Raw genomic sequence first — 15,055 nt, 5'->3', positions numbered from 1 at the left:
CGACGGAACCGAAAACTTTGCGGACAGTTTCTCGTTCAGCGTCGATGACGGAACAGGATCGGCGTCAACAGGCTCTTTCAGCATCACGCTGAATCCGGTGAATGACCAAGCCGTCGTGATCACCAGCGACGGTGGCGGTGCAACGGCAAGTGTCAACGTCAACGAAACGATTTCGTTTGTCACGCAAGTCACCGTCAGCGATGGCGACCTGCCCGGCGATACAATGACGTACTCGATCATCGGCGGTGCCGACCAGAACGATTTTACAATCGACAGCAGCGGCAACCTGACCTTTGTCAGCCCTCCGGATTACGAGAGCCCCGATGACGGCGACACCAACAATGTCTACACCGTCACGGTTCAGGTTAGCGATGGCATCCACACCGATGCGCAGGCATTCACGATCACCGTTGCCGATGTGCAAGGTTCAACACTGACCGTCACGACGACATCGGATGTCGACGACACCGGTTTGGGTGCCAGCTACACGATCGAAGAACTGTACGCGGTGGGCGGCGGAAGCGATGGCTTTGTATCGCTTCGTGAAGCCATCACGGCGGCCAACGGAACACTCGGCCAAGACACGATCAACTTTGCGATTCTCAACACCGACGCCGGCTACACCGGAACGGACGGCGTGGATGCGTACTGGGAAATTTCGCTCACTGCGGCTCTGCCGACCATCACCGAATCTGTGATTTTGGATGGAACGTCTCAAACCACTTTCGGCGGTAACGTGAATCCCGGCACTTTGGGAGCCGTTAGCGAAGTTGGGGTGAATGATCAGGCAATCAGTGACGTCGAACGTCCAGAAATCGCGATTGTCGGCGCGTCTGGTTTCTCTGGACTGGTTGTCTATTCGGACGACGTGACGATTCAGGGTTTCTCGATGTATGGATTCTCATCTGCCAATGCCATCTTCATTGACGACGGTTTCCAAAACACCGTGATCGACTCGAATGTCTTCGGTGTGGCCCCGACGGGAATTAGTGATCCGGGCGCGGCATTGAATTCGCAAATGCACGTTCATTCCAGCGGTGCCGACAATGGCATCCTGTCGAACAATATCTTGGCCTATTCGACGTCCACGGGCTTTTACGCCGGGAATGGTTCTGACGGATGGGCAGTCACGGGTAACCAGTTCATCAACAGTGGGTACAACTACAGCAACGGCGACGCTATCGCGATGAGTGGCTCAACGGGGGCTACCATTGATGGTAACTACATCACCGGCAGTTCAACGCAAGCGATCATTCTGTCCGGTTCCACCACTGGCGTTATCATCAGCGACAATACGATCGTTGGGAACGCGGTGGGGCCGATTTCCGGTTCGCACGTGCAATACGACGCGATTGCGTTTCGTAGTGGGACCAACGACATCACGGTTAGCCAGAACATCATTGCCGATAACTATGGTGCCGGCATCACGGTGAACAACGGTGCTTACGGCATCGAGATCACTCAAAACTCGATGTACGGCAACGGCACGATCCTGTCGCTTCAGGGTGGCGCAGCCAGTGGCATTGTTGGCCTGGACTTGCAGGGAACAGGCGAAGACGTTGCTCAAGGTACGGCCCCCTACTACACAGCTAACGACGCCGATGACGTCGACACCGGCGGAAACTCGCTGCAGAACTTCCCGGTGATTGACTCTGCCAGCAGCGATGGAAGCCAATTGGCGGTATCCGGTTCGTTCAACAGCTTGGCCGGTCGAACATATCGGCTTGAGTTTTTCCTGTCCGATGAATACGCCAACGGTCACGGACAGGGTGAAACTTATCTTGGATTTATCGACGTCACCACTGACGGCAGCGGAAATGCAACGTTCGCGACGACACTGACGGCGACGATTCCGACGGGCGTGCAGGTGACTGCGACCGCGACCGACCTGACGACGAAGGAAACGTCAGAGTTTTCGCAGCAATTCGCCATCAACGACGCGCCTCATATTTTGGGGCAGAACGAAATCACAAACGCTGAGTTCACGAGCGACCTGAGTGACTGGTCCACAACCGGAGATGTCGATTGGCAAGACGGCGAAGCACGATTCGGGCAACTCGGCGGCGCTGCGGGCGTTCTGTCGCAAACCTTCACCACGGAAATCGGCAAAGAGTACTTCCTAACGTTTGAGTACGGCGATCGCAGTGCGACGAAGTCCCAATCGCTACAAGTCGATGTGAACGGTTCCGCATCGTTACTCGCCGAAGCGATCACCAGTGGCGTCGCTGAAAATTCGTTGCAACTCTACACGTACAGCTTCGTTGCTGATTCTACTTCGACGACGCTCCGCTTTACCGACACGTCCGCCGATCACTCGGGTGTCCGAGGCTATATCGACAACGTCGAAGTCCGTCCGGACAGCACTCCACCAACGGCGATTGAATACACCGAGAACGATGCGTCAACCTACATCGACCCCGACCTGAACTTTGCAGATGTTGATGACGACTTCCTGGAATCGGCCGTCGTTGCCATCACCGGAAACTACGAAGTGGGTGAAGAGGCACTCATTTTCGTGGACTTCGGAAATATCTCAGGCAGTTGGGACTCCGGCACTGGAACGCTAACTCTGACCGGTTCCGATAGTCTTGCCAACTATGAAACAGCGCTACGAAGTGTCCGCTATGTCAACATCAGCAACGATCCGTCGACGGACACTCGTACGGTAAGCATCACCATCAATGACGGCGACATCGATTCCGCAACGTACACCCGAGACATCAATATCACGGCCGTCAACGACGCGCCAGTCTTGGACAACGCCAACAATTTGACGCTGACGACTCAGGCTGAAGATGATGGGCCGCCCGTCGGTGCCGTTGGAACGTCCATTGACAGCCTGGTTGATCTGCAGGGAGGCGGCGGTAACGACAATGTGACCGACCCCGATGCTTCGCAATTAGGAATCGCGTTGACCGCAACGGATACGACCAACGGAACCTGGTGGTATTCGCAAGACAACGGCGTCAACTGGACCGCAGTTGGCAGTGTCAGCGATTCATCGGCACTGCTGCTGAACGCGAACTCGAACACTCGTATCTACTTTGAATCGGACCCCGATTACAACGGCACCATCAGCGACGCGATTACGTTCCGTGCGTGGGACCGAACCGCCGGTTCGCCCGGAAACACCGTGGACGTTTCATCCAATGGTGGGACGACGGCATTCAGCGCCGACACGGAAACGGCTGACTTGACGGTCACGTCGGTGAATGACATTCCGACGATCTCGACCGGTTTTGACAACTTCATCGGAGACTTTGGTGGAAGCACATCCAATTCAATTCTTGGCAAGGGGACCATCGCATCGGACAATTGGATCGCGATCGATCCCAGTCAAACCTATGACATTACCGCGACTGCTTTTTCGGGCGACGGGGCTGGTGGCAACTACGACCCAAGCGAAGTCCACTACCTTGGGTTCTTTAGCTATGACATCGATGGCAACCAAATCACATCGATGCAGACGGGGCACCAAGTCGGTGCAGCGGACACGACCCTTGCCGTTGACTTGGTCGCCGGTGCAACTCAAATCGTTTTGTCCGACGCAACGGGATGGTACGAAGGGTCGTCTCTGAACAATCGCAGTTTTGCTTGGTACGGGTACACAAACAGCCTTGGTGAAACCTACGACGACTACACCTACACACGCAACACGGTCACCAATCTTTGGGACCAGGATGCCATCGACCACTCGACGGGAATCATAACCCTACGAACGCCTTGGGCGGGTCCCACAATCTTGGCCGGCGAAGCGGTTCGGAACGCGTCTCCCACCGGAGGCACTTACCAATATCCACTCGCCTCTGCCCTCGCCATTGACGAGACGGGCGCAACATTCACCACCACACTAGGTGGCGGCTACGACAGTGGCGCCACCAACCAGACATTGTTCCGACACGGCACAGCCTACATTTCGCCATTGGTGCTCGCCAACTTCACCAGCACCAGCAATCAACTGAACATCAGTGATTTCACAATCGAGGCGAACCAAGGCACAACGGTCTTTACCGAGGATGGCGGCCCGATCGCGATCATCGACACCGATTTTGAGATTACCGACAACGACGACGTTCACGCCGAATCGGTCACCATTTCGTTAACCAATGGTAAAGCAGGCGACATCCTGCACGTTAACGAATCGGCCATCAATGCACTGGGTATCTCAGTCACAGGAATTCCTGCGGGTGAATTATCCGCTGATGGTACCATCACGCTGACGTTGACAAGCAATGCAGCGAACTCGGTCACTTTCGCTGATTACCAAAACGCAATCAACGAAATCACGTTTGAAAACACCAGTGACGATCCCGACACGACCGATCGAACGATGACCTTTGTGGTCAACGATGGCGATAACGATTCGGCCACTGAAACTTTGGTGATCAAGGTTCACGAAGTCGACGACGCACCGGTCGTATCGGTGACTGCTGATTCGCCGACCTGGACCGAAAGCGGGCCAGTCGGACTATTCAGCGACGCAAGTATTGATCTGGTTGAAGCCGGTGAAGTGGTCCAGTCCATCGTCTTAACGGTCGATGACATCGGTAACGGAAGCGACGAGCGTTTGATAATCGACGGCGAATCGTTCCGACTGCTCGATCTCGTTTCGGGTGTCACGGATACGAACGGCTATCAGGTGTCTGTCTCGGTCACCGCCTCACAAGCGACCGTGACAATCACCAAGTCCGGTGGAATCAGTGCCGCCGAGGCAGAGACACTGATCGATGGAGCAGCCTATGACAACTTGAACGACGCACCAACCGGAGCGACGCGTACCGTGACACTGCAGTCCGTCACCGAGTCGGACATCGATGGCGTCAACGACACGACAACCAGCGTCGCATCGGTGGTGACGATCGCTGATGTTAATGACGCGCCCGAGTTTGTTGGTCCTGAATTGATCACTAACGGTACGTTTGATACGAACCTGACGGGTTGGACGACGACGGGGGCCGCGATCAATCTGGGCCCAGGCGAACTGAACTTTGGCGGCGGCGATGTCGCTGGTCCGCATACCGCTTCGCAAACGATCGCGACCGAAGCCGGACAAACTTACCAATTGACATTCGATTATCGCGATGGATCGACGACAAAGACCCAATCGCTGCAAGTCACGGTTGATGGCAGCAGCAACTTGTTGACCACATCTCAAATTGTCACCGACATCGATGGCAACAGCTTTGTTCGCTACGAATACACGTTCACCGCTGACTCATCGGCATCGACACTGACGTTTACCGACACCTCGGACACGGCGGGCGTAGCCGATGGTACCGCTGCGGTTGATGGAAAGGTCGACAACGTTTCGGTCAAGCAAATCGACGGGCTTTTAGGTACGGTCGGATTCACCGAGGGCGGATCGGCAGTGGTTCTCGATACCGACGTCACGTTATTTGACGCCGAAATAGAAGCCGGGCTGGATAACTACGACAATACGACGTTAACCATCGTCCGAAACGGTGGCGCAAGTGGATTCGATGTGTTCACCGCAACAGGCAACCTCGATCCGTTGACCGAAAGCGGAGCCCTGGTGCTGAGCTCGCAAACAGTCGGCACCGTGGACGTGAATTCCGCTGGCACCCTTACGCTGCGGTTCAACAGTTCAGCGAACCAAGCGATCGTGAACGAAGTCCTTCAGTCGATCGCATATGAAAACACCAACAATGATCCGAGCAGCAGTAATCAACTGAACTGGACCTTCGCGGACAACAATATCGGGGACCAGCAAGGCACGGGTGGCGAACAAATCGCCACCGGATACACGGTCGTCAACATCACTTCCGAAAACGACGCCCCGACCGTCGACGTATCGACTGGACAAACAGTTTCGGAGGGCGGTGGGATTGTCCTGTCGCCGGACAACCTTTCTTCGTCGGACACCGACAACGACAATTCAACACTGGTCTACACCGTTGATAGTGGTCTGGCCAACGGCTTTTTGGCACTAAGCACCGATAAGTCGACTCCGGTCACCACATTCACACAGGCACAGCTCGACGCCGGTCAGGTGATCTATTTCCACGACGGCAGCGATACGACGAGTGACTCGTTCAACTTCACGGTCAGTGACGGATCGCTCAGCGACACGGGAACGTTCAACCTGACGGTCGATCCGGTGAACGACGCGGTCCTCGCCGTGGATGACACCAGTGCCTTCACTGTCGCCGAAGACGGGTCCGTCAACTTTGACGTCTTGAGCAACGACACGGACAGCGAAGGTGATACGCTCACAATCACGCATGTCGACGGCCAAGCGATTTCGGTAGGGAACAGTGTTGCGGTTGCCAATGGTTCGGTACGTCTAGAAGCCAACGGCACGCTGACGTTCACACCGGATGCTGACTACAACGGACCAATCTCTTTCGAATACAGCGTCAGTGACCGCCCCACCGCCAGCGGATTGGCTGGTCAATCATTGTCCATTGAATCAGCAGCCGACTTTGGGAGCCAACTGTTCTCGGTTGATTTGGACACGGGCGAGAAGACGCTGATCGGTGATCTTTCGATCAATTCTACCGCGATGGCCTACGATGCGGCGTCCGACATGGCGTACTTCATCACCAGCGATGGAGGAATCTACGCTTGGCAGCGAGGTGAACCGACCAGTTCGCTTGCCTTAGTCGGCAACATCGAAAGCACCGGTGACGGTTGGACGGCACCCGTTCCGTCAGCCTACACGCACCAAACGGCAGCCTTCTACAACGGTTCGTTGTACTTGGTTCCAACGGCAAGACCCGCGGGAAGCGCGGTTGACGATGCGCTGTATCGTGTCGACTTCTCGGACCCCACGACGATCAGCGACGTGGTGAAGGTGGCTGACCTGACGGGCGATGTGTTCGAGTGGAATAACAACGACGACATTGCCATCGATCAGGCGACCGGCATTCTGTACGGTCGCGCCGATCACAACGACACGGACAACAGCCTACGCACGTCTCTGCTTTTCTCGTATGACTTGAACAACGACACGTACAACGAGATCGCCAGCTCGACGTACGCGTATGATTACGCAACGCCGTCGAACAATCCGACAAGCTTCGGCGACTTCCGCGACGCGAGCACGGGCTTGACCGTCGGCGAGGACGGCAATCTGTACGGCTCTGATAGCTCTGGCAACCTCATCCAGGTCGACAAGACCGACGGCAGCTCGACAACTGTGTCGACGTGGTTGATCCAAGACAGCGATGGACGCGCAGGCGGTGACCTTGCCGCCGTGACCTCCACCGGCGCAATTTCGCACGGTGTCGTCACAGGAAACGTGACTGCGGTCAACGACGCACCCGTGTTGGACAATTCTGCCGACCTGACGTTAACGACTCAATCCGAAGATGCCGGCGCACCGGTAGGGGCCGTCGGCACCGTCATCACGGACTTAGTTTCGATCGGTGGGAACGTCACTGACGTGGATGATTCACCACAAACCGGCATTGCGATCACCGCAGCCGATTCTTCCAACGGAACGTGGTGGTACACCACTGATGGCGGCACGAACTGGAACACTTTAGGCAGCGTCAGCGATTCATCCGCTCGCGTGTTGAACGCCAATAGCAATACAAGAATCTACTTCGAAAGCGATGCTGACTTCAATGGAACGATCAGCGACGCGATCACATTCCGAGCATGGGACCGTACCACAGGTTCCAACGGTTCGCTGCAAGACGCCAGTACCAATGGTGGTGCAACCGCGTTTTCGAGTGAGACCGAAACCGCGGACCTGGACATCACCGCGATCAACGACGCCCCCACGCTGTCCAACACATCCACCGTCCTATTCACGGATAGTTTTGAGACACCTGATGTGACGGGCACGGACGCCGATGATCCGCCAGGATGGATCAGCGACAGTCACCCATCCTATGTGTCCCACGTCGATGAAGACTCCGGTAGCTTCACAACCCCGTATGGCGACCAGGGAATCCGCGTCTACCAAGGCTCGACAATCGGAGCAACTACGGACGCGACCGGTCTGAACGCACCGTTGGAAGCCAACTCGAGCTATCAATTGTCATTCAATGTGGCGCGATCTACCGGTGCCGTTGGCGACTACATCGTTCAACTGATCGCCATCGCCGGTGACAACTCCGAAACGATCTTGTCCAGCGTTTCGGGGCTCGCCTACGAAACCGACTTCTCCGAATCGGGAACCATCAATTTCACGACCGATGGATCGCACACTGCGGTACTGGGCGACCGGATTGCAATCCGTTTACTGCACAATCCAGTTTCCGACTACACACACGATGTGTTGTTCGACAACATTCAGCTCACCAAGGACGTGGTGACTTATGTCGAAGATGGTCCAGCAGTCATCCTCGATGAGAATGCGGTTGTCGCCGACGCCGAACTCGATGCCGCCGGCGGTGGTTCAGGCAATTACTCCGGCGCGGTTTTGACCCTCGGACGAGAAACGGCCCTCAGCGACGAAGACGTGTTCTCGTTCAACGACGGAAACGGAATTTCTTTGTCAGGAAGCAACCTGATCAAGAACGGCGAAATCATCGCGAGCTTTGACACTGCTGGAACCGACGGTGAGTTGACCATCACGTTCACGGACGCCAATGGCGAAGTGCCCACCACCGCGGATGTCAACAACATCCTTCAACAAATCACTTACGCCAACGCCAGCGACGCTCCACCGCAATCTGTCCAAATCGATTGGACATTCAACGATGGCAACGGAGGATCTCAAGGCAGCGGCGGTGCACTGATTGCAAGCGGCAGCACACATGTCGAAATCACATCCGTCAACGACGCGCCCGAACTGGACGACACCTACCTGTACACGTTCACGTCGATCGACGAAGACAACGTCACCAACAGCGGCCAAACCGTGGCGTCAATCCTCGCCAGCAACGCGGGCACCGGCATCACCGACGCCGATTCGGGTGCAGCAGAAGGCATTGCGATTCGTGCCACCAGCACCAGTAACGGACACTGGGAATACTCCGTCAACGGTGGAACCGATTGGTCCGACATCGGAACCGTCAGTGCGGCCAGTTCACTGGTTCTGCGAGATACCGATTTGGTTCGTTTCATCCCCGATGAAGCCAACGGCGAACAAAGCAACCTGACCTTTGTCGCGTGGGATCAAACCGACGGATCAACCGCTGGCACCAAAGTTAGCTCGGCCAGCACCGGTGGCACGACCGCATTCAGCGATGAAGTCGCCGTGGCACGAATCACGGTCACCGATGTCAACGATGCACCGACGGTTTCCAGCCCCGCCACCGCAACGGTCAACGAAGGCGGTTCGCTGACGTTTGACATTTTGGGAGCAGGAATTCTTGATACAGCCGATGTCGACGGAGACAACCTGACGGTGACCGTGACCGCCGACCATGCCGCGATCACGCTTTCGCAAACCTCGGGACTGACCGTCATCGATGGCGACGGCAGTGACGGAACGCTGCAGTTCAGCGGCAGTGTGGCCGACATCGACGCGGCCTTGTACGGTTTAGATTACGACTCGCAAGCCGGCTACAACGGCAGTGCGTCCCTGGTCGTCTTAGTCGACGACGGCAACCTGACCGATTCAACGACGGTCGCAATCACGGTCAATCCTGGCCAAACCGTGTTCGTCTGGGACGGTGGCGGAACGACCAACGATTGGTCCGACGCTGACAACTGGAACCATGACTTGGTTCCCGAGGCGGATGACATTGTTGTCTTTGACGTCACCAGTTCCAAAAACGCAACGCTTGACGCGGCGTTCGCCGGTGCGGTCCATGAAGTCATCGTGACCGCAGACTATTCGGGCGACCTGACATTCGAGCGAGCCTTCAACGTCGCGACTGACGCTACGCTTTCGGGTACCGGCACGCTCAATACGGCTGGCTTCACGCTGGACGTTGACGGAAACGTTGTATCCACGATCAATCTGGAAGTCGTCAACTCCACATTGAATTTCGGCGGCAACGTCGATGTATCCGCGGCCAGTTCCAACGTCGGTGGTTCGGACTGGGTGCTCGACGGCACCGGCAGTCAGTTGGTCGACATTTCATCGCTGGTCGGTTCGATCGATTTTGCTTCCAGCGGCACGGTGACGATTGCCGACACGCTGAACGTCTATCAAAAAGTCACCTACACCAGCGGCACAGTCGATTTCAACGGTCAAACATTGCAAATGACCGGCAACGCGTCTCGCACGATCGACGCCGAGGGAATCACGTTCGCTTCGGTCGTGGTCAATACCGGCGGCTCGATCTCGATCGTTGGCGATTTCGATATTGACGGCGATTTAACCCTGACACGTCTGATGTCGTTCACCGACGGAGTCTACAACGATGGTCGACTGTTGGTCAGCGGTGACATTCATGCCGCGGATACCGATTGGACCGGCGATGCCATCTTCGTCATCGACGGCACTGGCGACCAAACGGTGACAACGGATAGCGCCGCTGCCATGCTTCGCAATGTCGACATCAACAAAGCCAGCGGCACGTTGACGTTCGATGATGACATCACGTTCCAAGGTTCGTTCACTCACACGGCAGGAACGGTCGACATCGCCAGCGTTGCGACCAGTTTTGACGGCGCGGGACTTCAGCTTGATACCGCGGGCGTCACCTTTGGCGATGTTCATTTTGCCAACGATGCTGAATTCTCGCTCAGCAGCGACATCGATATCGATGGCAATCTTGTGATCGCTGGCATGACGGGCAACAGCAGCGGAGGCGACTTGTACGTCGCGGGGAATGTGCACAGCACCGACGCCGACGTCACCGGTGATTTCGGCATCGTGCTGAACGGAACCGGCAGTCAAACCATCTCGGGTGCGGACCTGACCGACGGCACCGTGGTGATCGATAAGGCTTCGGGGACCGCTTCGCTATTAGATGACTTTGGCGACGGCGAAACGATTCAGTTGCTGCAACTCAATTCGGGCACGCTCGACTTGGCCGGTTTCAACGTTGACACCGTCGATGGATTGTTGGTCAACGGCGGAACGGTGATCGGCGGCGGAAGTGTGACGGATGATGTCGTCGTCCAAAACAGCGCGGTCGTTCGGCTCAGCGCCGCATCGACAGGCTCGTATCAGCAATTGGCTGTCGGTGGTGACTTGACGCTGACCGCGGGTTCACTGGTCATTGACGTGACGGGCAATACAACGGGCGGAGACTACACCGACTTGGTGACGTACACCAATCGCACCGGATCGTGGACGGGGATCACCTTGACCGGCGATGCTGTCGGATTCACGGTCTACACCGAATACGACGACGTGGCTGGGGAAGCAGGCGTGTTCTTGAATACCGCGCCGACTGGCACTTTGGCTGATGTCAATGTCAACGAAGACGCGCCCGATGAAGTGATCGACTTGGCCGCAGCGTTCTCCGATTTGCAACACTCTGACGGTCAGCTGACCTATTCGATTCAAAGCAACAATAACGCAGGCCTGTTCACATCGGTTGGCCTGGACAACAGCGCCGACACGCTAACCCTCGACTTCGCCGACAACCTAAGTGGTAATGCGGAAATCGTTGTACGGGCTACCGATCCCCGTGGCGAGTACACCGACGTGACGTTGACGGTCTCGGTCGCTTCGGTCAACGACGCTCCTGTGGCCAGCGATGACACGAATGCGGCGACCGAAGATGGTGCGATTGTTGGCGGAACGCTTAGTGTCACCGACGATGATCCGGGAGACACCCATACGTTCTCGCTCGTCACCGGCCCTACCGAAGGCTTGGTGGTTGTGAATCCCGATGGTTCTTATACGTTTGATCCGGGAACCGATTTCCAAGACCTCGCCACCGGCGAAACTCGTGATGTCACGTTCGTCTACCGGGTCACCGACAACGGTACCGGAACGCTCCATGATGAAGCCACCGTTACCATCACAGTCACCGGGACGAACGATGCCCCCATCATCACTGGCGGTCCAGAAACTCTGGACCTAACCGAAACCAACACGGGACAATCTGGCAGTGGATCGTTCACGGTTTCCGACGTGGACTTGACGGACACAGTTACCGCGACTGTCGACTCCGTTGTCGTTACCGGCACCGGATCGAGTAACGTCCCGTCTGGCCTAACCAACGCAACCTTAGAAGGCTATCTGTCGGTCACTCCAACCACCATCCTCGATGGGACGGAAGACTCCAAAACGTTAACGTGGAACTTCAACAGTGGCACCGAAGCGTTCGATTTCCTCGCCGATGGTGAAACGCTCATCCTGACCTACACCGTCAACGTCGTCGATGATGACGGCACACCGCTGAACGACACCGAAACGGTGACCGTTACGATTACGGGCACGAACGATCAACCGACGATCACGGTCAACGACGTCGTGGGTGCAGTCACCGAAGATGCATCGACACCTAACCTTAGCGATAGTGGCAGCGTTAACTTCGCTGACCTCGATGAGTCCGACATACTCACCTCATCAGTCGCACTGGTGAACACGGCCACAACCGGCCCAGCGATCCCGACCGATCTATTGACGGAGTTGAACTCTGCTCTGAACCTAAGCCAATCCGGTACCAACGACGGCACCATTGATTGGGACTTCAGCGTCGCCAACAGTCTGACTGATTACCTTGCTGCCGGTGAAACCGTGACGGCGACTTACACGATCACACTGACGGACAATAGCGGAACCGGTAATGCCGCGATCACTCAAGATATTACCGTCACCATCACTGGTACCAATGACGCGCCAGTCATTTCCGGCGGTCCTGCATCGAGCAACTTGACGGAAACCGATCTACCGCTGGACGCCAGTGGTTCCTTCACGGTCACCGACCTCGATATTTCAGACGTGGTGATGGCCACGGTCGACCAGGTTGTCGTTTCGGGCTCCGGCGTGCCGAGCATCCCCCCAACGCTAACCAACGGGATCTTGGAAGGCTATCTTTCGGCGACACCGTCCACGGTTTTGGATGGATCCAACACCTCCGCCACCCTGAACTGGAACTTCGACAGCAACGGGGAAGCGTTCGACTTCCTAAATTCGGGTGACACGCTGATCCTGACCTACACCGTCAGCGTGACCGACGATAACGGGACGCCACTTAGCGACTCCGAAACCGTCACGATTACCATCACCGGAACCAACGACGGTCCCATCGCCGTCGTCGATTCAGCCACCGCGACCGAAGCGGGCGGAATCAACAACGCGACTCCTGGATTTAACCCAACCGGCAACGTCCTAACCAATGACACCGACGCCGATCATGGCGACACAAAGACTGTCACCGGTGTCGCGGCGGGCTCGATCGTCGAAGCCGATGGATCTGTGAATGCAGTAATCGCGGGACAATTCGGTACGATCCGCATCCAAAGCGACGGTTCTTATCAATACATCGTTGATAATACAAACGCCGCTGTCGAAGCACTGCGAACGGCAGCTGACACACTCGACGACACGTTCACGTACACGATGGTTGATGCCGACGGCGCTAAATCGACCCAACAGATTTCGATCACGATTGAAGGATCGAACGATACCCCCAGTGACCTGACGGCTGGTCCGTTAGAGGTCCAAGAAAACGCAGCCGACAATTCGATCGTCGGTTCCGTGACTCCAGTGGACGCCGACACCGGTGACAGTTTCACCTACACGCTAACGGACGACGCTGGCGGTCGCTTTTACATCGATTCCAACGGTGACATTCGTGTTGTCGATGGAACGCTGCTGGACTACGAAGATGCATCATCCCATACCGTTGACATCGAAGTCACCGACACATTTGGCGCATCGTATACCGAGACTTTCACGGTCAGCTTGATTGATATCAATGAATTCAATGTCGAAGCATTAGGCGACACGGATCCAGCAACCAACATCGTCGACGAAAATAGCGGCGCGGGTGTCTCGGTCGGGATTACCGTTGGGGCGATCGACCGCGATGGAAGCGACAACACGATCACCCACACGTTGACCAATGATGCAGGCGGGCGATTCGCGATCGATCCCGTGACCGGCGAAATTGTCACATCGGCCACAGCACCTTTGAACTACGAACTCGACACCCAACATACCGTCGAGGTGAGAAGTGAATCGTCCGATGGTTCGTTCGTCACGCAAACCTACATCATCCAAATTCGTGACATCAACGAAGCTCCGATCGCGTACAACGATTCGTTCGACACCATAGCTGGACAACAACTATCGTTGACGACCGCGCACTTTACGGTCAACGATGTTGACGTGGATTCCGACACGCTCGGTATCGTCATTGTGGTCGCCCCCAGCCACGGTTCACTCAATGTTGCTTCCGATGGCACCGTTACTTACCAACCCGTATCTGGCTACTTCGGCACGGATACATTCCAATACCGAGCCGACGACGGCGCCCTGCTAAGCACGAACCCGGCCACGGTGACGATCGAAGTCATAGCCGGCAGCAGCGGGTCGGGCGGATCCAGCAGTAGTGGAAGCAGCAGTGGAAGCGGAGACACCAGCGGATCAGGGACTGGCGAAAGCGAAGGGTCTGGAACGTCAGACGGCGACGGTGACGGCGGAGACTCCGGCAGTACCGACGGCGATTCCGGCAACACTCCGATCGGCGGCTTAGCCCCCAACGCAGAAGACGAATCCCGACAAAGCGCGAGTGCCCAAGCTCAACGGTCCAACAACCAGTCAGGTGGCTCCGGTAACGATGACGATCAAGCGATGGGGCTAAACGATTCCGATGGATTGATCTCCAGCCAACTTGATTCACGCAGCGAGCTTGACAACCTACTTGGCCGCGAACGATACGAAGGTGAGACACCCGGCTTTGTTGGCTCAGCGATTTCCACGATGTTAAGTGACATGCTCGCCGACACCGACGACGCGTCGCTATTGGCATGGTACTCCCGTTCGGACGCATCCAGCACCGTCGTAACCGAATCGGACGATCGCGAGTTCGTCATCGGCGGCGTCGGAACCACGCTCGGTTTGGCGTCGATCGGCTACGTCTTATGGGCACTACGTGGCGGTATGTTCATGGCCACAATGTACGCCGGCATCCCGAGTTGGCGAATGCTCGACCCTACCACCCTGCTCAACGCGTATCGCAACGACGACGTCGCTCAAGACCGAGTCGAAGAAATGCTCGACTGA

1 protein-coding gene (running past one end of the window) is annotated in these 15,055 nt (G+C 56.4%); it reads left to right on the top strand.

What is annotated here, in order from left to right:
- Positions 1 to 15,055: the 3' portion of a LamG-like jellyroll fold domain-containing protein gene (locus tag ACR3ZL_RS11600; protein WP_486173469.1), read on the top strand. 6,533 nt of this gene lie to the left of the window's left edge; the window shows 15,055 of its 21,588 coding nt (coding positions 6,534-21,588); its start codon lies off the left edge, out of view; the stop codon is at positions 15,053 to 15,055.

This window comes from Rhodopirellula sp. J20-39 (genome assembly GCF_057365095.1).
The sequence above is the reverse complement of the archived record's forward strand: the minus strand, read 5'-3'. Positions and strand labels throughout refer to the sequence as shown.